The sequence below is a fragment of the Parabacteroides sp. AF19-14 genome, from assembly GCF_003635485.1.
Taxonomy (GTDB): Bacteria; Bacteroidota; Bacteroidia; order Bacteroidales; family Tannerellaceae; genus Parabacteroides; species Parabacteroides distasonis.
The window spans coordinates 1-25,523 of the sequence record NZ_QTMJ01000010.1; the positions used below are offsets into that span (position 1 = coordinate 1).

The 25,523-nt window shown below is 43.5% G+C and carries 17 protein-coding genes, 1 tRNA gene and 1 pseudogene; 12 read left to right on the top strand and 7 right to left on the bottom strand.

The window, feature by feature from the left end; genetic code table 11:
• Positions 1–952: 952 nt before the first annotated feature.
• Positions 953–1,063, bottom strand: a pseudogene (locus DWX33_RS23160) (integrase); the annotation flags it as partial.
• Between the two features lie 119 nt (positions 1,064–1,182).
• Between DWX33_RS23160 and DWX33_RS11295 the strand changes: the two are divergent.
• Genes DWX33_RS11295 through thiL form a run of 6 tightly spaced genes read left to right on the top strand, consistent with a single transcriptional unit; the run spans position 1,183 to position 10,458 of the window.
• The gene (locus DWX33_RS11295) at positions 1,183–4,119 is read left to right on the top strand and encodes a xanthan lyase (protein ID WP_122380419.1); all 2,937 of its coding nucleotides are present in this window, start codon (positions 1,183–1,185) and stop codon (positions 4,117–4,119) included.
• Complete coding sequence (locus tag DWX33_RS11300; RefSeq protein WP_122380420.1) at positions 4,116–5,576, top strand: glycosyltransferase family A protein; 1,461 nt, start codon at positions 4,116–4,118, stop codon at positions 5,574–5,576. The genes DWX33_RS11295 and DWX33_RS11300 overlap by 4 nt, the downstream gene beginning before the upstream one ends.
• Positions 5,573–6,523 carry a DUF4922 domain-containing protein gene (locus DWX33_RS11305; RefSeq protein WP_122380421.1) on the top strand — a complete coding sequence of 317 codons (951 nt, stop codon included), beginning with the start codon at positions 5,573–5,575 and terminating at the stop codon, positions 6,521–6,523. The genes DWX33_RS11300 and DWX33_RS11305 overlap by 4 nt, the downstream gene beginning before the upstream one ends.
• Positions 6,524–6,553: 30 nt before the next feature.
• Complete coding sequence (gene sppA / locus DWX33_RS11310; RefSeq protein ID WP_122143938.1) at positions 6,554–8,302, top strand: signal peptide peptidase SppA; 1,749 nt, start codon at positions 6,554–6,556, stop codon at positions 8,300–8,302.
• A 10-nt stretch (positions 8,303–8,312) separates the two neighbouring features.
• Entirely contained in the window at positions 8,313–9,422 is a 1,110-nt protein-coding gene (gene lpxK, locus DWX33_RS11315) for a tetraacyldisaccharide 4'-kinase (protein WP_005858414.1), read from the top strand.
• Between the two features lie 7 nt (positions 9,423–9,429).
• Positions 9,430–10,458 carry a thiamine-phosphate kinase gene (gene thiL, locus DWX33_RS11320; RefSeq protein ID WP_122380422.1) on the top strand — a complete coding sequence of 343 codons (1,029 nt, stop codon included), beginning with the start codon at positions 9,430–9,432 and terminating at the stop codon, positions 10,456–10,458.
• A gap of 76 nt (positions 10,459–10,534) precedes the next feature.
• Here the strand turns inward: thiL and DWX33_RS11325 are convergent, their stop codons facing one another.
• A complete protein-coding gene (locus tag DWX33_RS11325) occupies positions 10,535–11,650 on the bottom strand; it encodes a DUF4852 domain-containing protein (RefSeq protein WP_122380423.1) in 1,116 nt (371 codons plus the stop codon).
• 215 nt (positions 11,651–11,865) lie between these two features.
• On the opposite strand from DWX33_RS11325, the gene DWX33_RS11330 reads away from it, so the two are divergent.
• The 6 genes from DWX33_RS11330 to DWX33_RS11355 all read left to right on the top strand — a co-directional run bounded on the left by DWX33_RS11330 (position 11,866) and on the right by DWX33_RS11355 (position 19,752).
• Positions 11,866–11,941 (top strand) — tRNA-Phe (locus DWX33_RS11330).
• 460 nt (positions 11,942–12,401) lie between these two features.
• Positions 12,402–13,529: a site-specific integrase gene (locus DWX33_RS11335; protein ID WP_122380424.1), complete on the top strand. Its 1,128-nt coding sequence runs from the start codon at positions 12,402–12,404 to the stop codon at positions 13,527–13,529.
• A gap of 342 nt (positions 13,530–13,871) precedes the next feature.
• The gene (locus DWX33_RS11340) at positions 13,872–15,170 is read left to right on the top strand and encodes an ATP/GTP-binding protein (protein ID WP_122380425.1); all 1,299 of its coding nucleotides are present in this window, start codon (positions 13,872–13,874) and stop codon (positions 15,168–15,170) included.
• A 4-nt stretch (positions 15,171–15,174) separates the two neighbouring features.
• The gene (locus tag DWX33_RS11345) at positions 15,175–15,801 is read left to right on the top strand and encodes an RloB family protein (RefSeq protein ID WP_122380426.1); all 627 of its coding nucleotides are present in this window, start codon (positions 15,175–15,177) and stop codon (positions 15,799–15,801) included.
• 135 nt (positions 15,802–15,936) lie between these two features.
• A complete protein-coding gene (locus DWX33_RS11350) occupies positions 15,937–17,748 on the top strand; it encodes an ATP-dependent endonuclease (RefSeq protein WP_122380427.1) in 1,812 nt (603 codons plus the stop codon).
• A gap of 3 nt (positions 17,749–17,751) precedes the next feature.
• Positions 17,752–19,752, top strand: a complete 2,001-nt coding sequence (locus DWX33_RS11355) for a UvrD-helicase domain-containing protein (RefSeq protein WP_122380428.1) — start codon at positions 17,752–17,754, stop codon at positions 19,750–19,752.
• A 669-nt stretch (positions 19,753–20,421) separates the two neighbouring features.
• Here the strand turns inward: DWX33_RS11355 and DWX33_RS22300 are convergent.
• The 5 genes from DWX33_RS22300 to DWX33_RS22860 form a co-directional block, all read right to left on the bottom strand.
• On the bottom strand, positions 20,422–20,994 hold the full coding sequence (locus DWX33_RS22300; RefSeq protein ID WP_147425511.1) for a hypothetical protein: 573 nt from the start codon (positions 20,992–20,994) through the stop codon (positions 20,422–20,424).
• 142 nt (positions 20,995–21,136) lie between these two features.
• Complete coding sequence (gene istB / locus DWX33_RS11370) at positions 21,137–21,889, bottom strand: IS21-like element helper ATPase IstB (RefSeq protein WP_122380431.1); 753 nt, start codon at positions 21,887–21,889, stop codon at positions 21,137–21,139.
• A gap of 16 nt (positions 21,890–21,905) precedes the next feature.
• The gene (istA, locus tag DWX33_RS11375) at positions 21,906–23,441 is read right to left on the bottom strand and encodes an IS21 family transposase (protein WP_233570172.1); all 1,536 of its coding nucleotides are present in this window, start codon (positions 23,439–23,441) and stop codon (positions 21,906–21,908) included.
• A gap of 224 nt (positions 23,442–23,665) precedes the next feature.
• Positions 23,666–24,226, bottom strand: coding sequence for a hypothetical protein (locus DWX33_RS11380; protein WP_233570173.1), 561 nt, complete (start codon positions 24,224–24,226; stop codon positions 23,666–23,668).
• Entirely contained in the window at positions 24,195–25,508 is a 1,314-nt protein-coding gene (locus DWX33_RS22860; protein WP_233570174.1) for a hypothetical protein, read from the bottom strand. The genes DWX33_RS11380 and DWX33_RS22860 overlap by 32 nt, the downstream gene beginning before the upstream one ends.
• Positions 25,509–25,523: the final 15 nt, after the last annotated feature.

The window sequence follows — 25,523 nt, forward strand, 5'->3', positions numbered from 1 at the left end:
TCGTTTCTCGATTGCGGCTGCAAAGGTAAGGACTTTTTTTTTAATCTCCAAATTTTTCGGTGAAAAATTTTCAAGTTTTTTTTCAAGCCGATCTCCGGGCGGTTGGAAATTATCGCTTGGCCCAGCCAACCTCATCCCCTACCCAAGGATACCTCCACGTTTCCATCATTTCTGAAGCGCCGTTCTCTCTCGAATGCGGGTGCAAAAGTAATGCTATAAAACATACGATCCAAATTTATCGGGCATTATTTTTTAGGCTTTTTTTCACGAGGGGGATTGCGTACATTAAATAATACGTGATGCTCTTTTTTAACTTACGAGTCACCGCGTGTACCGAAAACAGGGCTCTCACGAGTGCTTTTACACGTATAAAAACGATAAACAGGGTCCTAGCGACGAGAGGAAATCACACGGGAAAAACGGCTTTCTGCTCATGGAATCACGAGAAAATCGCTCTGTACACGTGCTTTTGGGCCACGTAAATGTGAGTTTAGGCCGATTATATCGCCCCAAAGACTAAAAAAGGGCTAAGAGAACAGTATTACATAAACAACTGTCTATCTATACTTTAAGACATCAAGAAAATCTTCAAAAAAAATCACAGGGCGCATTAGGGCGCATCTTTACGTGTTCGCAAAAACATTTTACAAAAAAAATATATTACTCCATCTATATAATAAGTAAGACGCTAATTTTTTTATAATATAAAAGTTTTACAAACCTCGCAAAGATGCGCCCTTTGCGCCCTGAACCATCCCCTACCAACTTATCCGGGATACAAAAAAAGCCTATGGGACACGGCCGTAAAGTCATTGAGATAACACCTCTATCCCATTGACTTTACCACCGTTTCCCATTGAGATACTATCGCAAACCCGACACTTCAAGAAGGGATAATCATTCTCCAGATAGGCGTCTTGACCATGAACACGAATAGTTCGCTCGCAACTGAACTGAACCGCACCATCGTCCCGTTAATCACTACCCGTCCCATGATAGGGACAAATCCGTTCTTCTCCTTGCTGCCGTTCACATAGATTTGACTTCTCCCAATATCCACAATTTGCCCCTACCTTCTTCATATTCAATTTTAATTGCGCCAATCTGGGCTTTTTATGAGGTTATTACGGAGATTTTCCGTAAATTTGTAGAAATAAGACAGCCAATAATATTTATAAAAATATGCGAGAAAAACTCTCCTATCCTGTTAGGATCATCATATCCTTACTATCCATTTTTCTCTGGAGCTTTCCGGCAGAAGGGCAGGATAGTGAAAGCTTAAAAAAGCAATTGGATCAAAAGCTAAACTCTTTCGCAAGGCAATATGTGTCTTCACGCACCATTAAGATTGACTCCATCCTCATACAGAAGAAGAAAGTCACGCTTTTCGCCAATGAAGCTTTGGAGGACATCCCTTTTCGGGAATATAACGTTTCTGAGCTTTACGCAAGTATAGCTCCCCTATTCCCCAATGCCTCCAAGATCGTCATCTTGACCCGAGGTACAGACATTGAGAGCCTGATTCCCGAATACGACAGAAAAGGACGTCCCAACAAAAAGAGGCTATACTCCATTAAAGAGAGCAAATACCCGCTAACCCGTAGCCTATCCAGCCCTCATGAGATAAAAAACGGATTACAAAACCGTCATATCGCCCTTTGGCAAAGCCATGGTTTATATTACGCCCAGACCGCCCATCGCTGGGAATGGCAACGGGCTCGCATGTTCGGCACCGTGGAGGACTTATTTACGCAGAGTTTTGTTCTTCCTTATCTGACCCCGATGCTTGAAAACGCAGGAGCGACTATTCTTATCCCCCGGGAAAGGGACACTCAAATACACGAAATCATTATCGACAATGATCGCTCTACTCCGGGATCCGAGTATAAGGAATTGGATGGAGAGAAAGCTTGGTCGGATGGGGAGAAAGCCGGATTTGGGCATATTCAAGCTACTTATACGAATGGGGAGAACCCTTTTACGCAAGGTACCTATCGGCAGACGGTCACACAGAGGAAAGGAAAAGAAAGTCTCATCGAGTGGATTCCCGAAATTCCGGAATCGGGGAATTACGCGGTCTATGCCTCCTATCAATCTTTTCCGAACAGCACAGAGCAGGCACTGTATACCATCCATCATGCCGGAGGGGAAACCACAATCGCCGTCAATCAAACAATGGGGGGTGGGACTTGGATCTATCTGGGAAACTTCAAATTCACGGCACATGAACAAGCCCATGAGAGAATCGTATTAACGAATCAAAGCAATAAATCGGGAAAGATTATCACGGCAGACGCAATCAAGATCGGTGGCGGCATGGGGAACATCGCACGTAGCCCGCTAGAAAGTCCCTATCCGATAGAAGCAGAGACAAGTGGGTATCCACGGTTTACCGAGGCGGCCCGATATTGGCTACAATGGGCGGGAATACCGGATAGTATCTATTCGAAAAGCACTTTCCGCAATGATTATCAAGACGACATTTACGCACGTCCCCGATGGGTTAATTATTTAAAAGAACAGACCCATATCCCTATCGACATGGCCTTCGCATTCCATTCCGACGCAGGAACCACCCCGGATGACTCAATTATAGGGACACTCGGCATCTATATGTCTAAAAGCAACGACGGAATCTACACCAACCGGAAAAGCCGGGAGATCGCCAGAGACCTAACCGACATGATCCAAACACAGATCCTGTCCGATGTCCGCAAGGTTTACAATCCTCAATGGAGCCGCCGGGGCATGTGGAATCAATCTTATATAGAGGCACGTATTCCCGATGTCCCAACGATGCTATTAGAATTACTATCCCATCAAAACTTCGCCGATATGCGTTACGGGTTAGACCCACGCTTCCGTTTCCTTATCTGTAGGGCGATCTATAAAGGGATGCTCCGTTATATCTGTTTCCAGAATAAACAGGAGCCTATCGTACAACCGCTCCCACCCGATCGTCTGTATACGGAGCTCGTAGAAACGAATAAAGTGAGAATCGGCTGGAAAGCCGTACAGGATACTCTTGAGGAGAGTGCCTCACCAACCGCCTATATCCTTTATAGTCGAAAAGACAGCGGTGGATTCGATAACGGGACGCTCGTAAAAGGAGAAGAAATCATTCTTCCAATTGAGACGGGTATTATCCATAGTTATAAGGTAGCTGCCGTAAATAAGGGAGGCATCAGTTTCCCTTCCGAGATCGTAAGTGTTTACCGGTCTCCTAAAGGTGAAAAGGATAAGACGGTATTAATCGTCAATGGATTCGACAGGATCAGCGGTCCAGCCAGTTTCGAGAGTGCGGCGGATAGTTTAGCCGGCTTTCTTTATGCCGTCGACCGGGGAGTGCCTTATCTGAATGATATCGCATTTATCGGGGATCAATTCGAATTCCACCGTTCCGCCACATGGAACAGCAATGATAATAACGGGCATGGGGATAGTTACAACAATTACGCAGGCCAAGTCATAGCGGGCAATACCTTCGATTATCCTTTCATACATGGGCAGGCCATGGCCGGGACCGGTTATTCCTTTGTTTCATGTAGCCATAAATCTTTGGCCGAGGGAGTCGTAAAGCCGGATACGTATCCGATTATTGACTTGATTTTAGGAAAACAGCGCCAACCGGTTATCACTCCCGTTTTACAGGATACGCTTCGCGGTTACCTTGCCCAAGGCGGCAACTTGCTTGTAAGCGGGACGAATCTTTTCTCCGACAGCTGGGGCAACGCACAAGACCGTACGTTCGTCGAGGAGGTACTAAAAGGAAAGTTGGCTAGCCGTAATGCCAGCAAGGAGGGAATCGTAAACAGTTGCGCATCCCCTTACGGATATATAAACGGCAGATACACGTTCCGGACACGTCCGAACCCTATTTGCTACTCGATCGAGTCGGTAGACGGTGTACTTCCGGCGGATAAGCTCGCCCATACCATCTTGAGATATCCGGAGAACAATATCGGGGCGGGAATCGTTTATGAAGGAAAATACCGGACTTGTTCGCTCGGTTTCCCATTCGAGGCGCTTCAAACACCGTCGGAACGAAATCGACTCATGGAGTCCATCTTACGCTTTTTCTCCATTCAACAACAAAATAAAATACAGTATATACAATGAAACGAATCAATTGCTTTATCCCTTATGGAAAAATAGAGGCTACACGACAAACGGTAGCGCAATTGGCCGAGTCGTCCTTAGTGAGTCAGATCTATCTAATCACGGACGATCCCCACGCCAAGGCTATTTATCCCTGCAATTTAATCCGCACGGAGAATATATGGAGCACGAAGACCCTCCGGGAAATAGCCGGCTATGCCAGTGCCCATTATACGTTAATTTATACGAAGACTGAAGAGCTTCAATTAGGCATGTATGCCCTAGAGCGTTTTGTCGCCATCGCCGACGATACGAGATCCGGTATGGTTTACTCCGATTATTACGAGCAGAAGGAGGGCAAACTCAACCCCCATCCGGTGATCGATTACCAGAAAGGAAGTCTTAGGGATGATTTCAATTTCGGCTCCCTCCTACTTTATCGTTCTTCCACGCTACAAAACGCCATAGCCTCCATGGATACGGAATATACATTCGCCGGACTCTACGACTTGCGCCTGAAAGTCTCCCAAAACGCTCCGCTGACGCATATCAACGAATATCTATATACAGAAGTAGAGAATGATTTACGGAAATCCGGAGAGAAGATGTTCGACTATGTAGATCCCAAGAACCGCTTCGTACAGATCGAGATGGAAGCCGCCTGTACAGATCACCTAAAGATGATAGGCGGCTACTTGCCCCCTCATTTCAAGCCAGTCCGTTTTGACGAGCAGACATTTCAAACGGAAGCCTCCGTTATTATCCCTGTACGTAACCGTGTACGGACGATCGAGGACGCTATCCGTTCCGTACTGCGACAAGAGGCGTCCTTCCCTTTCAACCTAATCATTATCGATAATCATTCCACGGATGGCACCTCCGAGCGAATCCAAGCGATCGCCGCCACGGACCCTCGTATTATCCATATCCAGCCGGAGCGTGACGACCTCGGCATCGGGGGTTGCTGGAATATAGGAATACACCATCCGGCTTGCGGCAAGTTCGCCATCCAATTGGATAGCGATGATGTATACAGTGACGAGCATACCCTGCGTAAGATCGTGGAAGCCTTCTACGAGCAGCGATGCGCCATGGTGGTCGGAACCTACCGAATGACCGATTTCGATATGCGAACCATCCCGCCCGGAATTATCGACCATAAAGAATGGACTCCCGAGAACGGCCGCAATAACGCCCTCCGCATCAACGGGCTTGGAGCGCCCCGAGCCTTTTATACACCCTTGCTACGGAAACTAAACCTCCCGAACACCAGTTACGGAGAAGATTACGCCCTCGGCCTACGTATCAGCCGTGAATACCCGATCGGGCGGATCTACGACGTCTTATACCTTTGCCGCCGTTGGGAAGATAACTCCGACGCCTCATTGGATGTCGTAAAAATGAACAACCATAATATATATAAGGATAAAATCAGGACTTGGGAACTCGAGGCCCGCTTAAACATGGAAAGACAATGAAACCAAACAACTGGGTCAGCTCATCACAAGCGACCGAATTATTAGCCAAGCAACTCGTGACATGGCCATTGGCCGAGAAGAACTATAAGGCGCTGGAGGCCGTGCAAGTAAAATCCTTCGATATGGGAGGGTTCTCGATACGTGCGCAATTCAATCCCGCCCGTATTGTTTCCACCGGGGCCAAGGTAGATGCCCGATCCCTAAAAGAACGCAAGTGCTTCCTATGTCCCGAGAATCTGCCGGTGGAACAGGAGCGACTGCCTTTCGGCTTTCGACATCTGGTATTGTGCAACCCCTACCCGATCTTCCCCCAGCATTTCACGATCCCTACCCGGAAACATACCCCGCAACTGATATTGCCGCAATGGAATGACTTCTTGGAACTGACAAGGAGACTCACTCCCTTCACCGTCTTCTACAATGGACCCCGTAGCGGAGCCTCGGCACCGGATCATGCCCACTTCCAAGCGGTGACACGGGGCATCATGCCGCTGGATGAAGAGGTAACCCAATTTATACGACAATCGTATGCGAGTGTATACGACAACCGTATATACCCACTCACCGGCAACCTCCGCCCCGGCCTCGTCATCCAAGCCGCCACCGAAGAAGCCGCCACCCGGCTCTTCAAGGAGATCTACGCCGCCCTGCCGCTTCCCCCCGGCGAGCCCGAGCCGATGATGAATCTCTTCGGCTCCTATTACGACAATCAGTGGGTAATCACCATGATCCCCCGCAAGCGCCACCGCCCGTGGCAATACGAGGCCGAGGGCGACGACCATCTCCTGTCCAGCCCGGGAGCTGCCGATATCGGAGGTCTTTTCATCACCCCTTTAGAAAAAGATTTCAAGAAGATCAACCCGGAGCTTCTGCGAGATGTTTACCAACAAGTATGCCTCAACGACCGGGACGTAGAGGAAATTTTCGTACATTTGTCATCTAATTAGTTTTCAATAGATATGAAACAATTCTTTAAAATGATGTTTGCCTCAACGCTAGGCGTTATGTTGGCAATGGGAATAATCCTGACGGTATTGATATCCATGACTATAGGATATATCGCCACCGTAGGTAGCACACCTGATTACACCCCCAAGAGCAATACGGTATTCAAGATCAAGCTAGACGGGACGCTGGCGGATAACCCGACGGAGAATCCATTCTCCGCCTTGATGGGCGACAAGGAAAACATGCTGTCACTGAAGGACCTGCTCGAGACGATCCGGATAGCGAAACAGAATGACAAGATCGCAGGGATTTATATCGAATCGGGGCTTCTCTCCTCGGGTAGCGCCAGCTTGGAGGCAATCCGCCGATCGCTGATAGACTTCAAGGAAAGCGGCAAGTTCGTGGTAGCTTACGCCGATAATTTCACGCAAGGGAATTACTTCCTTTGTTCCGTAGCCGATAAGGTATTCTTGAATCCGCAAGGCATCCTTGAGTTGACGGGACTCGCCTCGCAAACCCTATTCTACAAAGGACTGATGGATAAGGTCGGTATTGAGATGCAGATTTTTAAGGTAGGTACCTACAAAGGTGCCGTGGAGCCCTTTATGCTGGATAAGCTGAGCGAGGCGAACCGGGAGCAAATCCAATCGTATATCTCCACCATCTGGGATAATATAACCGAAGGCATCGCCGAATCACGCGGCATCAGCGTGAACGATATCAACCATTACGCCAATGAGGGGCTTTTCTTCGCGGACCCGGTGAAAACGGTAGAATGTGGCTTTATAGACGAATTGAAGTATAAGCCGGAGGTAGAAGCATATGTCAAAGAGTTAGCCGGACAAAATGGAGAGAAACTGAGATCGGCCAACTTAGCTCAAATGAAAACCCTCAAGGCATCACCCACCAAAAATGCCCCGGAGATAGCTGTACTTTACGCCGAAGGCGAGATTAAGGCGCAAACACCCGGCAACTTTTACGATATCGAACAAAGTATCACGGAGAAAATGGCCGATGAGCTTATCAAGCTAAAAAACAATGACGACGTGAAAGCCGTGGTATTCCGTGTGAATTCCCCGGGAGGTAGCGCTTATATATCCGAGCAGATATGGCGTCAAGTTGTCGAGTTGAAAAAGGTGAAACCTGTGGTCGTTTCCATGGGCAACGTAGCTGCCTCGGGAGGCTACTATATCTCATGCGCCGCTAATAAGATCATCGCCGAACCGAATACGTTGACCGGTTCCATCGGTATCTTCGGCATGTTCCCGAACGCCTCCGGATTATTCGGGAAACTAGCGTTGACCACGGACATCGTAAAGACGAACACATTCTCGGACTTAGGAGACCTCTCCCGTCCCATGACCGAGAGTGAGAAAGCACTGATACAAGGATACGTGGAAAGAGGCTACCAAACGTTCCTTTCCCGCTGCGCCGAAGGTAGAGGTATGACTACCGAAGCGGTCAACGCTATCGGACAAGGACGGGTCTGGACGGGTGAGCAAGCGAAAGAAAGAGGTTTGGTCGATGAGCTGGGCGGTATTGAATTAGCTATAAGCACAGCGGCGGGGTTGGCTGATCTGGATCAGTATAGCGTAACTACCGTCAGCGGTTCCAAAAATTTCTTGGACGAGTTCTTGGAAAGCCAGCTCGGAGAGGTGAAACTCTCTATCGTCAAAAATGTATTGGGTAATGAGTTCGAGTACTTCAAGACGTTGAATAATATCAAGACGAATTGCGGAATCCAAGCTCGTATGCCTTACGATATGAAACCGTTATAATAACTGGACCATGCTGACAGATCATACGATTAAGTTCAATAAACTCCTCACTCCATTCTCTTTCCTTTATGGAATCGGGGTGAGATTCAGGAATCAGCTGTTCGACTGGAAAGTCCTTCGGACAGAGCGGTATGATCTGCCTATTATTTGCGTGGGGAACCTGACTGTCGGGGGGACCGGAAAAACCCCTCATACGGAATACATCATCCGTTTGATAAAAGACCGATACCGGGTAGCTGTACTCAGCCGTGGCTATAAACGGAAAACCTCTGGTTTCTTGTTGGCCGATCAGCGAAGTACCAGCAAGGATATCGGTGACGAGCCGTACCAAATGAAACGTAAGTTTCCGGATATTCTCGTTGCCGTAGACGCTGATCGCCGCAGGGGTATCCGCAATCTATTGGCTCTGCCAGAGAATAAGCGCCCGGAAGTGATCGTGCTGGACGATGCCTTTCAACATCGATACGTCGCCCCCACGCTGAACATCCTTTTAACCGATTGCCACCGTCTTTATACGCAAGATAAGCTCTTACCCGCAGGCCGTTTAAGGGAACCTATGGATGGCGCTCGACGTGCGGACGTGATCATTGTCACGAAATGTGAGTCATGTATACAACCTATAGACTTCCGGATCATAGAGGAGGATATACATCTCTCAGCTTATCAAGAGCTCTATTTCAGCCGTATTCTTTACGGGGAGCTGGAACCCGTCTTTTCCGGTAAAGCCCCCAAACGCACATTAAAAGGGCTGGCCTCTACTACAGAGGTTTTATTGGTATCCGGTATCGCATCCCCGGCACCTCTCGAAAAAGAGATCCATAAATATACGGAGCATGTCACCTCATTGATCTTTCCGGATCATCACGCCTTCGATCGGCATGACATCCAGAAAATACAAACGGCCTTCAAGCGGTTGACTTCTACAAGTAAATTGATAATCATCACGGAGAAAGATGCCGCCCGACTCCGTGACCTTCCTTCGCTTCCCATGGAATGGTTTTCTCATTTATATTGTTTGCCTATTACGGTGGGTTTCTGTATGGACCGGGAAAAACAATTTCAAGAATTAATAGTTAAACATATTGATACAAGAATAAAGAATCATCCTATATTACGTTAACAATCTTATGAGCAATAGAACAGAAATATCGACTTTGGGAGAGTTCGGGTTAATCCGTCATCTCACCGATAAAATAGAACTTAAAAATCCGAGTACGTTGAAAGGTGTTGGTGACGACGCAGCCGTACTAGATTACACAGACAAGCAAGTATTGGTTACGACAGACCTTTTGCTGGAAGGTATTCATTTCGATTTGATGTATGTGCCGTTGAAACATCTCGGCTATAAATCCGCAGTCGTAAACTTCTCCGATATTTACGCCATGAACGGCCGCCCGAAACAGATTACGGTATCATTGGGTATTTCCAAACGTTTCTGTGTAGAAGATCTCGAAGAATTCTACGAGGGCATTAAACTCGCTTGTGATATCTATGACGTAGATCTCGTTGGTGGCGACACTTCCGCCTCACGCACAGGGTTAGCGATCAGCATCACTTGCCTAGGCGAGGGAGAGAAAGGTAAAGTTGTCTATCGAAACGGAGCCAAGGAGACCGATCTTATTTGCGTGTCCGGCGATTTAGGGGCCGCCTACATGGGTCTCCAATTACTGGAACGGGAGAAAAGCATATTTAATGGGGAGAAAGATTTCACGCCCGATTTCTCTGGTAAAGAATATTTGTTGGAACGCCAATTAAAACCGGAAGCCCGCAAAGACATTGTCGAGGTTCTTGACCAAGCAGGAATCGTTCCTACCTCCATGATGGATATCTCCGACGGCCTCTCTTCGGAGTTGCTTCATATATCTAAAGAAAGTAATGTAGGTTGCCGAGTTTACGAAGATCGTATTCCTATCGATTACCAAACCGCAGCCATGGCAGAGCAGTTTAACATGAATCTGATAACCGCGGCATTGAATGGAGGTGAGGATTATGAACTCTTATTCACTGTTCCTTTAGCAGATCATAATAAGGTGTCGGAAATGAAAGGTATTAAGGTGATCGGTCATATAACAAAGCCGGAGTTAGGCAATTATCTTGTCGGTCGTGACGGAGGTGAAGTCGAGCTTAAGGCGCAAGGTTGGAACTCACTAAACTAAAAAGAAATATCCGCTCTGAATTCACGAATGCAAAGCGGTCCGTCTCATTTTTATTGGGGGACGGACCGTTTTCCTATTATTTCACTTCAATGGATCCTAAATAATTATAGAAGAGTTCAAAATCACTTATCTTCAAGAAAGGTAAGTGATAAACATCCATCTTTATAATTTGCGCCTCTATAGCCATTTTCCCATACAAATCAGCCAAAGACATACTCTTTATATCACCGTTATGATAGACCTTATTCTTTTTCTCGGGAAGCTGTACCTTCTTATCCAAGAAACGGATATAAGTATAAGAAGTAGCCAGCGGCTTATTATAAGTAGGCACTTTTCCGACTTTCCTCATATCATAAAACCCTTTCGCACGAGCCGTCTCACAAGGGACATTCATGAACTCTGGTATATTCACAAATCGAAAGACACAATCATCCCATTTACAAAAGCCAATCTTAGCCAACGCATCCGGCTGGTCTGTCTTAATTTGTGGGCACCACAACCCTTTTAGTGGAAAGATCTGCTTATCCATATCATATTGTAACATCTCCGACTGACTCTCAATACGAAACACCTTACTAAAATCAACGTCCCCTAACGCCTTTTCCAATTTAGCGGCATATTCTTTCTTAAGATCCGCCATAGTAAATGGATCGGCTTGATTTTTCTCTACCAGATTCTTGTCACAATGAGCCATATACCTTACTATCACATCGTCATCAACTGTCACATTATTTAATTTAAGCGCATAAACAAATAAGAGATCGGACGTTAAATCGACCACACCCTCAACTTCGCTTTTAAAATATTCCGAAACAATATTCCCTTGACTAAGCGCATCATTAATATTTATACAAAGACGCCGTCCATCCAGCTCTACCACGACAAGAGGATGCGTTTCTTCCTCAGAATAAACGCCCATACCCTCAAAGAGTTTCTTATCGTAATCTGGAATATCAACGATCACCGCCTCTTGACTAGCCAGATTCTCTTTCGGCATCGTAGAAATCTTCCCATCCTTTGTAAACGTCCTAACAAACAAATATCCGGAAACCTTAGGGACACCAAACATAATCTTATCCCCTTTTTTATACACTTTCCCATCACAGGCAGACACCGCATCACGAGTTCCTATCCCAGCAGCAAATGCCAAACATACCCAACTTAAAACAATACTCCAAATTACTTTCTTCATATCTATAGCTTATTAATCATTCTCTACCCGCTTCCAAAAATAAGTAAAAATCCATATTTATCTACACGCTCCCCCTATTTACCCTGCTTATAGCAGCTAATTTCACCTCTACCCTCAAATATTTTCAAAAAATCCACCGCCACCTATTGCATATATCAAAAAAGTCCGTATCTTTGCACCCGTAATCGAAACAACGATATACAAAACGACATGATGGTGCCATAGCTCAGTTGGTAGAGCAAAGGACTGAAAATCCTTGTGTCCCCGGTTCGATTCCTGGTGGCACCACCAAAAAGCTTTTCAATTTTAGAAAACCCTTGAATTAGAGATAGTTCAAGGGTTCTTTTTTTACCCTCGCTACGCATTTCATTACATATTTGTGAAGTTGGATTTCGCCAATTCAGTGGCTTTTTTTAAGGCTTTTGAAAAAGCCATAAATATGTATCATACTTCATTGTTTTTCAACTATTTGACAATTCCAATCTCCGGTGTGAAAAAGTAATTTTGCACACATGACCGGATGGAGTTGAAAATGTGAAAGAAATTAAAAAAATCGGTATTTCCCATCGGGATAAAAAAAAGGAATCGAACCCGGGATACAAAAGGCAATTCGAACCTGAGAAAAATGGGATTTTTATGGCTTTTCCGCAAGTCCCTCAAAAAAGCCACCGAATTTAACACTTCGCTCCACGTCCTCATGCCATCCGGTTTTGACGAAACAATTGAATGTAAACCTCAAAAAACAAAAGTGATGAAACAAGGAACAATGAACATTCTGTTTTTCGTGCTTAAAACGAAATTGTTGAAAAACGGTGAGGCACCGGTATTGATGCGGATAACCATCAATGGAGACTATGACGATGTACGTATCCAAAGAAGCGTGCCCCTGAACTTATGGAACGCCGCCAAAGGATGCAGTAAAGGCAGGGACAGGGCATCAGTGGCACTGAACGCCTATATTGCCGAACTGCACGCACGCGCCTTGGAAAAACACAAGGAACTGGTATTGGAACAGGCCCTGATTACCCCGAAACTGATCCTGAAACGTGTCTTCGGGAAAGACACCGGAATGCGTACACTGCTCGGTACCATGATGGAAGGCATCGGGGAAATGGAAACACTGGCAGGCATAGACTACTCTCCCGTCACGATCAACCGGTACAAGAACGTGGTGAAGAAATTGCAGCGGCTTATCCCTTCTTATTATGGCAAGGAGGATATCACCTTCCATGAGCTGACACCGGAGTTCATCCGTGCGTTTGACATTTACCTGAAAACGGAGGGGGGACTGTGCCGTAACACGATAGTCCGTTATATGAAATGTTTCAAGAAATTCACCAACATGGCATTGGCAAAGGAATGGATGCGCAAGAATCCCTTTTACGGTTACAAGATGGAACAGGACGAGACCGATCCGGTATTCCTGACCTACGACGAGTTGCAGACCCTCATGAAAAAGAAATTCACCATCCCACGGCTCGAGCTGGTCAGGGACATATTTGTCTTCGCGTGCTTTACCGGTCTGGCGTTCTCCGATGTCGCCACTCTGAGTGGTGAAAACCTGGTACAGGACAATCTCGGGGACTGGTGGATAAGGAAGGGAAGAGTCAAGTTGGAACACCGCAGAAAAGCGTCTTCCATCAGCAACATCCCGCTGCTGCCCGTTCCACTGGCCATATTAGAGAAATACAGGGAACATCCGGTCTGCATAAAGAAAGGATGCTGCCTGCCTGTCATGTGCAACCAGAAAATGAACAGCTACCTCAAGGAAATCGCCGATTTCTGCGGCATAAAGAAAAACCTGACCACACACGTGGCAAGACATATAGGATTGTCTTTATCGCTGAATTTAAGCAGCTTGCGAAGGTTTTCTTCTTGACAGGTAACGATTTAGAAACGAGCAAGGTTCTGCATTTCACATCGTCTTGCATTATATCAAAAGAACACTTTTCCACTCGCAGAGGTACAATTTTAATCTGAGAAAAACTATCAAATCGAAGATTGATACCATATGTTTTCCGAAATTCCTTTAGAAAAGTCCTCAATGCTTGTCAATACGCCCAAGAAAAGTCTGAAAATCCATTTTTAGCCATCGACAAGCAATGATTTGTGGACTTTATGTGTTTATTAGGTAGTTTTTTTACGATAAATGCGTTTATAGAGCGTAGTTTTGGATTTTATTCGTATCTTTGCATCGTACAACTTAGTAAATTCAACGATTATGATAGCAGAGTTTAGTGTCGAAAATTTTTTCTCCATTAAATCACCTCAAAAAATAAGTTTTGAGCCTTCGTCAGACACCTTTATGTCCGATGAGTATTCGTATGAAGTTAAGGATGGGGTTAGGTTGTTGAAAGTAGGTGTCATCTATGGCACCAATGCATCCGGCAAAACCAATATATTAAATGCCATTGAGTTTTTCCGGATGCAGGTTCTGAGGATGCCGAAAGACCGCAACGAAAAAACAGGCGTTGTTCCTTTTATGCTTGATAACACTTCGAGGAATGAAACAACGAAAATGTCAATGGTATTCTATATCAATCAGTCGAAGTACATCCTCAACTTTGAATTGGACGCCAAATATATCTATTCAGAAACATTGATTGTATATGACTCCATTCGTCCGACAAAATTGTATAGTCGCAGTTATGATGCGGAAACAGACTCTACAACCATAGATTTTGGAGGCAATCTAAAACTGACAAAGAAAAGCCAAGACGTGATTTCCGGCAACACAATCAACAACTGTAGTGTGTTGGCTGCATTCGGGAAAAGCAATGTGGAGCGAACAAGGCTGAACGATGTGTACGATTACTTTGCCAAACAGATAAAGGATATTCTGGCCCCCGGTATGCTACTTTCGGGATATGTTAAATCTCGCTTGGATAAGGATGAGAATGGAGACTTAAAGAAATTCATCCTGAACTTTCTGAAGGCCTCTGATTTCAATATTGAAGATGTTATTCTGCATGAAGAGGAAGAACTGATTACACCGGAATTGGAACAACTCATTCAGAATGCTCCTATCGGTAATGAAGCAAAAGCTGAAATGCTCCGAAAAGGAAAAATCACAAATACCGAACTTACCTTCAAGCATAAAGCAGGAGATAACTTATATGAATTGTCCGAGGAATACGAGTCCAATGGCACTATGCGGTTTATGGGACTTGCAGTGATTTTGAATTTCCTATTAAAGACCAATCGCTTTGTGCCTATAGATGAGGTGGAAACAAGTATTCATTACGAACTGTTGGCTTACTTTCTGAAAGTATTTTTAGCAAACAGCGAAGGAACATCTCAAATGCTACTGACAACACATGACATCAATCTTCTCAATGAGGATTTCATCCGCCGTGATACAATATGGTTCACCGATAAGGACGAACTCGGAGAAACTAAAATTGTGCGTCTGTCTTCTTTGGGGCTGCACAAGAACCTTTCCCCATACAATGCCTACAAACAGGGCAAATTGGTAAAGCTACCATTCCTCGGCAGTCAATATATCAACTTAAACGACTAAAGATATGGGGCGAACAGTAACAAAGAGTATCGCCATCATAGGTGAGGGAGAAACGGAATGGTTCTATTTCGATTCTTTGAGAATTGCGTGTCGCTATCCTTTTAAGGTCGCGCCTGATTTTCCACAACACAGCGACATCAACCACATTCTGAAACTGGTAGAATCCTATCTGAACAAGCAATATGATTACATCGTATGTCTGTTTGATATGGACAGGCTGTTTCAGTTTCCATCTGAAATGCAGTTGTATCAGCGGGCCAAAAAGGAGTACAGCAAGAAGAAATATGCCGGAAGGGTGATGTTCATAGAAACCAATCCTTGCACGGGGTTTTGGTTCTTGCTCCATTTTCTGCCCAATGTGGTTTGTCGGCGATACGAAAGTTACGACCAACTGCTCCCCGAATTGCAGAAGTATATGCCGGGCTATGAAAAGACCAAACGCTATTTCATACGCACCAACCTCTATAAGTACTTGACAGAGAATGGAGACATGGAGCGAGCAATGGTAAATTCCGAAAAGTTATGCCAACTCTGTAAAGAATCGCCAGAGGATTTGAAGGCATATTCAGAGGTGTATAGAGTGATAGAGTTGCTAAAAACATGTAAACATAAAGAACTAAAAACATTATAGAGTATGTTTTTACGTATCTAATTTAAATTAGATTAACCAAAATGGTATTTGAAGCACATTAACATCAAATATGTTTTGTTGGACAAGAAAATATGCTCTATTCACTATGTCAAACCATAATAAAGAATAGCGAATATGTACCTTTCGAATATAAAACTTTGGAACTTCAGAAAGTTCGGAACTTTAGGCGACATAGACCTGCAGCACCCAAACCTCGACTTGTCGTTTACAAAAGGACTGAATGTGTTGATTGGTGAAAACGACTCTGGAAAGAGTGCTATACTTGAAGCTATCAAGATGGTTTTGAAGACTCATGCCTACGAGAGATTGATGTGGGTAAAAGAGGATTTCTATGAAGGAACGGACGAGTTAAGGATAGAACTTCTGATAGATGGTTTGACGAACAGCGAAGCGGCACACTTTACAGAATGGCTCGGATGGATAGATGGTTATTCCCCTAGACCCATTTTGCGGCTGATATGTACCGTGCGGCTGATAGATGACAAGCCGATACCTCATGAGATAAGAGCAGGAATGGATGAGGCTGGAACTGCAATAGATAGCCAAGCCAGAGAATACTTAAAAGTGACATTTCTGAAGCCGCTGCGCGATGCTGAGAACGAGCTGACAGCTAAGAAATACAGTAGGCTATCTCAGATATTAGAAGGACACGACTTGTTTAAAAAGGGAGCAGATGGAAAGGAGTTGTTTGAAGACTATGTAGCTACAGCAAACCGGCAGATTAAAGAATGGTTTGAGGATGATACAGCTGAAGATGGGCAATTAAGCAACAAGGAACAAATCAAAGGAGTAATAGACGGATTCCTTGGTAGTTTTATCCAAAAGGATACGGCATCCTCTTTCTCAATTTCGGGGTCTCATATAAGAGAAATACTGGAGAAATTATCGCTGAACCTTGACGGAACAACAAGGCCAGGACTGGGGACAATGAACCGTCTGTATATGGCAGCAGAACTGCTACACCTGCAGAAGCCGGGCTGGAACGGAATAAAACTCTGTTTGGTTGAGGAAGAAGAGGCACATCTGCACCCACAGGCGCAGATGAAAGTGCTGGAAACGATACAGAAACAAAAAGGAACTCAGTTTATCATCACGACACATAGTCCGAATCTTGCATCGAAGGTAGAGTTATCGGAGGATGACTTTAATCAGGTTGTAATATGCAAGGAAGGGAAAGTTTTTCCTATGGGACCAACATATACTCAGCTCGACAAAGATGACTATGAATTTCTAGCTCATTTCCTTGATGTGACCAAAGCGAACTTATTCTTTGCAAAAGGCATTATTCTTGTTGAGGGCTGGGCAGAGGAAATTATACTGCCAGCGATAGCACAAGGAATGGGAAAAAATCTGACGGCACATGAGGTGAGTGTCATCAACGTAGGGTCAACAGCCTATATGCGATATGCCAAGATATTCATGAGACAGAATCTGGAGAGCATGGGCTGTAAGGTGGCAATTGTCACGGATTTGGATGTAAGACCTAATGATGATAACGGACAGTTTGATGCTACCAAAGAAGTGGAGAAGAGGACAAAAATAACAGAGAAGGTGGATACGGCCAATTATCCAGACGTTAGTTGGCATATAGCAGAGCATTGGACGCTGGAATGGTGTTTAAATGAATCGGGAAAGTTTGGAGACTTGTTCAAGGAAGCAGTGAGCAAAGTGCATACAAAGACGGATGCATTCAAAAAAGAGAATGGCCAATTCAAGACGGAAGATTTTAAGGCTGAACTGACCGACAAGCTCAGAAAATACAAAATAGATGGAGAGGGCAAACATGTGGCCGCTACACAACTTGACAAAGTAGAGGTAGCCTATCAATTTGCGAAGCTTGTGAAAGAGGCTGTAATAGATTATGATCACTTCGATGGTGATCCGGCAAAGTATTTGGTGGATGCCATAAACCATGTATGTAGTTAGCATATGGAAATAAAACCTGAAAACATAGCAAAAGCAGAGCAATTGTTGCTGCCTGATGGTTGTCACTTCGACGAGGAGCGAATCCTGTTTATCAACAGAATGGAAAGTGGAGACTTGCTGGCCGTGCCAGGAAGTGGAAAGACCACTGCATTGCGGGCAAAACTCTACTGTATGGCCAAACAACTGCCAATGAAAGACGGCAGGGGCATACTGGCATTGTCGCATACGAACGTGGCTGTGGGCGAATTGAAAAAGATGTTACAAAACCATTGCCCACAGTTGTTTGAATATCCGAACTTTGTAGGAACCATACAGGAGTTTGTGGATACTTTCTTAGCTCTGCCATACTATGTGCAGAAGTATAGACACAGAGAGGAAGTGATAGATGCAGATATGTACGAGCGAGTATGCACCAGCATTATGAACAAGCCTGGTCGAATTACGACTTATTTGTCTAGTAAGTTAAAATATGGAAAAGATTATAAAAGTATAAGGCTAAGCTATTCTGATGATGGGCGGAAAATATTGAGGTTTGGGATTGAAGGTGAAGAAGTCGTAATAGAACCTGCAGCTAAGTGGGTGAAAGATGGCAATGCCGAAGAAAAGGTAGCACAACTGAAAAACTTCCTATTTAGGATGAAAGAGAAAATATTGGATTTTGGGGTGTTGCACTACGATGATTGCTACTATTTGGGCGAAACGAATATTAGGGAGCATCCCGACATTATTGACATATTGAGGAAACGGTTTGCCTACGTGTTTGTGGATGAGGCCCAGGACATGAAAGGGTATCAGTTAAATATTATTGATAAATGTTTTAACTGTGACTCGGTGGTTCTGCAAAGGATAGGAGATCCCAATCAGGCTATCTTTGACGGTTTTTCCGTGAACAATACCTGGGAAAGCAGAAATCCTTTCTTCATCAACAACTCACTCCGATTAACACAAGAGGTGGCCTCTGTTGTGGATCATCTCGTATTGGACAGAGGTGATGACGGTCAAGGAGGGGCACGATTTGTGGTGAACGGAGTGCGACCACAGGAACCAATCATACCGCGCTATCTATTGCTATATAACCAAGACACAATAGGCGGGTTGAAAGAGAAATTCAAGGATGTGATACGGTTGCATCATCTTGAATCAATAGCAGAGGCAGGGAAATATGGTTTCCACATCGTGGGATGGAATTCTGAAGCAAAAAATGATGTACTCCATAGGCGATTAGAAGATATTTTTCCTGAGTATCACAGGAATCTGAGCAAGCCCAATGCCAATCCAGCGACATTGAGCGAACAAATACAAATAGAGAGACATATTGGTAACTTCAAGGAGTCGAGAAAGACTGTGCTGGAGGTGTTTGTAAAGGTTGTGAGAATGGCAGAACAGAGACCAGCAGACGGACGATTGTTTACAGCAAACAAGTTGCTAGCCGTGGTGAAAGAAAAACTCCCAACGGCACAACAACAATTCAGAGAAGAATTACTTGCATGTACCAAGAAACTGAGTGAAGGTGCGTGGAGCGATGCCTATAGTATCATTAAGGCAACCGCCACCAAATGGCTAAATGATTTTTTCCAGCAGCAGCCAAATGAAAAGGTGAGGGCATACTATGAAGATGCCTTCGTCCCTTTGATACCAAGAGCAGAGGCGCAGGATTCAGACGACATTGCTATCAATATAGGAACTGTGCACTCGGTGAAGGGCATGACGCACTGTGCAACGATGTATGTAGAGACTTCATATAACAATAAGTATGAGTCGGAATACATGATAGAGGATAAGACAACGGGACGGGGAAGAAATAAGGTGAGGACAGTGACCAGCCCGTTTTTGATGCAAGATTTTCAGCCCAATGGAAGTAATGCTGCTATGGCTAAGCGGATGCTATATGTGGGTTTTTCTAGGCCAACACATCTACTATGCTATGCATCGGAAAAAAGAATTTGGAAGGACGATGTGTTACAAATGATGAAAGATGCAGGGTGGAAGGTTGAGATTTTGTAAATTTATTTCTTATTATTTCAGCATATTCATTGCGTTTGTGAACTAAGATTTTTGAAATACGAGTGACAGATTCTTTTTCGTACAGAGATTATGAGTGGGAGACAATTTTGCCTCCTCGTATTGTTTGGGGAGTTTGCGGTACACTCCACAGGCTATGGTTATGATGACCCTGCATTTTGTAGAAAGAATTTCAGCACGTTACGTTCCATTATAATTTCAGAATAGTCTTGTCTATAAGTGTTAATTGGTAAAGTGAAGACGATTTATTTACTGATGCAAAAATGAGTGTATTTGCTATGTCAGTGATATAGTGATTACGGATGATTGCATTTGCTATTGAAGGACGAGTCGTCTTTTCTGAGGTTAAGGAAATGAAAAGGATGCGGTTTGAATTGAATGCCGTGCGTAGGCTGAGTGGAATTTGACAATAGATGCTGCGGTTGAGAACGTAAATTATGCCGCATGTACCTTTGAGGACAATGTCAAGAACTTCGCGTTCAAGGATGGATTGGAAACCGCTAATTATTGCGATATTTGGGTCATGGCTTACTTTGTTCGCCCAGTTAATCGTTGGTATCACAGAGGACGGAACAACTTTGCGTGAGGCGAGAAATCCCACCTTACGCAAGGTCAATAAGTCCATATTTCCGAGATAATGCGGCTCCATAGTTATTCCGCGTTGTTCAGTTCATCCCCCATACGATACTTGATGTCGTAGTTGATAATGAAGTCAAGTTCTTCTTCTGTAAAGCCATAGTGCTTTGCAAGAACTTTGTCGATTTCATCAATGATAGGCTTGGATTGTTTCATATAATAAAAATCCTGAATGATTTCTCCTGTGGATTTACTTTGTGTTACAGTTCTTACTTTATTCCGTTTCAAATCTTCTTCATATTGTTGTCTCAAATTCATTAAAGTTTCGGAATCATTTTGTAATCCAGAAGCAATAACAAAAGAGTCTAACTCTCTGTTTGTCAAATGTCGACAATTAGAAACTACACGCCAAAACCAGTAAAATAAACTAGATACAAGACAGCATACAACTATATCTTTATAAGGGGACGAAACTAAAAAAGTTTTCTCCGTTGAAGTAGAATTGGAAGATTCTGATTGATAAAAAGTAGGAAAACTTTTTATTAATCTCCAATATCGCCCACCTGCATTTTTATAATATATTGGAACCTTGAAACTTCCCACGGTATACTTAAATAGTAAATCTCCTGATTTAAGCAGTTTGTTCATTATTGGAAAATCCACTCAAAGTAGTCCCCTTAATTCACAGCAATTTGACCCCTGTTAAATTTTTCCATTCTCCCCTCCTGTTTATTCTTGTTTTCTTCGTATTCTTCCTGTCAGTTATGCCGGGTTCTACATTAAATTTCGTTTATAAATATAACGATTCTTTTTTACTTTTACATTTCCGCAGCGACTCCCCGAAGAGTTCAATGCGTATGGCCTGATGCACAATTCTGTCCAGAACGGCATCGGCAATCGTCTTTTCTCCAATAACGTCATACCAGTCTTTTACCGGGACCTGTGATGTTATGATAGTAGATTTTTTACCATGCCTGTCCTCAATGATATCCATCAGATTCATCCGCCCCTGGGAATCGAAAGGTTGTATACCAGAATCATCCAGTATAAGCATATCCAACCTTTCGATTTTCTTGAGTTCTTGCAGGATTGTACCTTTTGCCTTGGCAATCTTAAGCGTCCCCATAAGTCTGGATGTATTGGCATATAACACTTTATATCCTTTTTGGCAAGCCTGGAAGCCAAAAGCTGTTGCCAGATAACTTTTACCTGTTCCGGCGCTTCCGGTAATAAACAGGTCTTTGCGTTCCCTGACAAAAGTCAGGTCAGCCAAACGCTGTGTAAGGTTCTTGTCCAGCCCCCTTTCCACCGAGAAGTCTATTTCTTCAATGGTGGCCTTGTATCTGAAGGAGGCCTGGCGGATAGCTCTCTCTACCGCGCGGTTTCTGCGGTCATCCCATTCACTTGAAACCAGCCATGAGACGAACTGGTCGGTAGTCATACTCTCTGTCCGATGTGTTTCCAAACTTGTTTTAAAGGCATAATACATACCTTTAAGGTTCATTCCTAACATCTTTTCCAATGTATCCTGATTCATTTCCATATTACATCTGGTTGGTTTATTGATAATATTCTTTTCCCCTGATATTCTCATGGGAAGGCATCTCCGTTTCTTGCCCGGCACTGTCTTCCAACGGGAACTCATCCTGCCGGTTGTTAAGGATGCGCTCGATGATGGGATAATTGTACAGTCCGTAACTTGTAGCCCAACGACAGGCATTGGTCAGTCGGGTGTTGCCGACCCTGCGCGCGAAGCTAAGAATGCCCTGGCACGATTTATAGGCTTGCTCCGGATGTTTTTTCTCTTCCATCACCTGACGTACATATGCCTCCACGTCCGGATGGATAGCCGCCGCCTCATGTATAAATTTGTCCGGGTTCCATTCCGTGATATAGCGATGGTGTGAAGCCAGATGCTCTTCCAGGGTCGTGTACCGGCAACGGGCCCTGTTGCGGGTATGGGTGGCAATCAGCTCGTAGCCGTAATAGATGCATACCTGGCGTGAGGTATATAACAGGATGACTTTCTTGCCTATATAGCGGCAAGGCACGCTGTAGTAATGGGCATCTTCCCCCAGGCGGACATGGCCGTTTTTCACCACGGTAGCCCTGTAACGCTGTCTGAGTTCAAAGCGAATGGGATTTAGTTTGCGCAGGGAATCACGTTCTATCTCCTCGAACTGTTCCCGCCGACTGTATTTACGGCCTGTGAGCGGGTTGTTGTTGTGGAGTTCCAATGCCACGCGGATAGCCGCGTTCAGTGAATCCAGGTCATAAAACTCGCGTTCCTGTATCTTGGGATAGATACTACGGTAAATCAGTTTAACGGCACCTTCCACCAGCGCCTTGTCACGTGGTTTGTAAGCCCTGGCGGGGATTACGGTACAGCCGTAATGTCCGGCAAAGGCTGCAAAGTCCTCATTCAGTATGGCCTCGTATTTACTGCTCTTGGTAACGGCAGACTTGAGATTATCCGGGATGATGACGGAGGGAGCTCCCTGGTAGTATAACAGGGCGTTTTCCGAAGCACGGATCAGGTCCTCTTTTTTCTGGCTCATAACAGCTTCCACATAGGTTAACTGGCTGCAGGGAAGAATTGCGACAAAAACCTCGACCGGAATGATTTCTCCCGTATCAAGGTCGATGATGGAAAGTTTGTCGTCGGAGAAGTCTATGAACATTTTATCTCCGGCTTTATGCTCAAGATGCATGACGGGACGACTGCAGGCTATATACTGCTGAATCAGAATATAGAAGCGGGTGCGTCCGTAGCCATCCGGATGGGAAGAAAGGTACTCGCGGTGCAATGCCTCGCGGGTAACACCTTTCTTCTTAAGCCGCTTGCAATACTCGGGTAACAACGACTTTAGTTCTTCCATCCGTTCACTTTCAGTCTTTACTTTGGTCTTTTCGTGGAATAACTCTGAGAGTTCCTGGTCCGGCAGGGACAACATCTGCTCATAATCCAAACCGCTACGTTGAAATACCTGTAAGTATTTCTTGACCGTGTTGCGCGAGACGCTTAACATACTGCTGATACTTTTGGTCCCATGCCCCTGGGAGTAACAGTGTAACACTTGACGAATCTTTTCCATTCCTAATTGTTTATTGGGCATAACTGATTTTTATTTGTTTTTAACAAATAAAATAGAATTATAGACCGGATAAACAAGAATCAATATCTTTTTTAGGGGATCACTTTGAAGTGAATTTAAGGGGTCACTTTCGAGTGAATTGGGGGGATCACTTTAAAGTGAACGGAAGGGGGCAGATACGAGTGGATTTTCCAATTTTCTCACAAACATATTTTGCATAATTATCAATGTAATATAGGTAAATCAGCCTTTTTAAATTGTATTTCAGGCATGTTAGAAATACAATTAAAAAAACGATGTATGTATATCGAATCGGTTTCTATCAACTCCACAACTATTCTATTTTCCTTTTCTGAGATATAGAGATTGTAAATCCCTATCTTATAATGTTCTATTCCCCCAGTGTCCTTTTCTTCTAATAATGGTTTCAAAACCATTATCAGTGAATCATACTTAGACAATAAATGATTATATGAATACTCGCTTTCTGTAATCAAGAATGAATCATTGCCTAACACTTTCCTTATCTCTTCTCGATATACGGACGTATCTCCGACAATTCCTACTGTCAATTCATATCTGGAATTAACATAAGAGCCAGCATAATAATCTGGATATCTTATTTTACCCAAGCTATCTATAAAGAATGAGTCTTTATATTTATCCTTATTCGCATTAGCGAAGGTCACTTTCTCTTGCAAGTCTTTCCATACTTCCTTGTCGGCATTCTTATGTATACAAGAACTGGTTATACTAATCAGCGATAATAACAAGATCATTTTCATATTGCCTAAATATAATGCAACTATCATTTGCGATATATTCTTTAAATTTGGAGATGGATAAATTGTTACAATCATCCAAATACACAAAAATCCGATTTTCCTTCTCTGATAACGAACAAAAACGAAATCCAGTCTCTTTACAGATATTTTTATTCTTCTCTCTCATTGTAAAAGATAATATGCTATCATTCATCCTCCTTAGATGCCTATAAGAAAAAAGAGAGGGTTTAACGTTAAAGTCCGTACGTCCTAACATCTTATTTAATAATATTTTGCCGTCCGTAAGATCTCCGACAACATAAATGACAAAATTATATTGATCCGCATCATAAATTCCACCAAGGAAATCTGGTAAACTATCATATTCTGTCCTGTAATAATCTCCAAATGTGTTTATGAAACTGTCATAAACAGACTTTTTTATTGCCATATCATTAATAACACTATCATCTTCCTTGCCCAAACGGAACTCACCAGAAAGTATATAATTATGGGATTTTATACTGAGATCATATGTTACCGTGGCGTTTTTAGTCACTCGATATTTCCCTGTCCTTCCTGTATACTCGTATATAGTTAATTCCAATGTATCATGTGGAAGAACTACATCGGTAATCATTAGATAAGCATGGTCTTTAGGTAACGCATTTTCCCAAGTTTGAGAACTCTCATTATAAAACTCCAACTTATAATCATTTCTTCCCATCTCAATAACATTATCCGTGTGATTTATTATCTTGATTGGAATTCTACGTTGTGATACAGGAAAAACGGAGTCCATTTGTAATTCGCAATTTTTTTCATCTACAACATTTGTTTGAGCTTCAATATTTCCCTTCCATTTTTCAAAACTGATAATTGGGCTATTAGAAACTTTATTTCTAAATAAAGATATATTTTCCTTAGTACTATCTTTTAGAGAAACAAAAACCGTATTATTTTTTAGACTTATGCCTAATGAGTTAATTGTTATCTTTTTTATTATAAAGTCATTTTGCCGATCCATAAAGAAGTCGTTAAGATATTTATGCACACATAATATATCGTTGTAAGAATATCTACAGTCAATAACATAATAGTCTTCAACACCTAATAAAGAATCTACACATTCTTTTTTAACGTTGAAATCAGTAACTATCAAAACAGCGAGTCGCCCATCTTCATCATAATAATATCCACCATAATAATCTGGATATTCTTTGTTACACAAGTATCTATTTTTATTGTCAATACAACCTACTACAATAAATAAAACAAAAGCTATCATAAATGCTTTCTTCATATATAATACGTATAT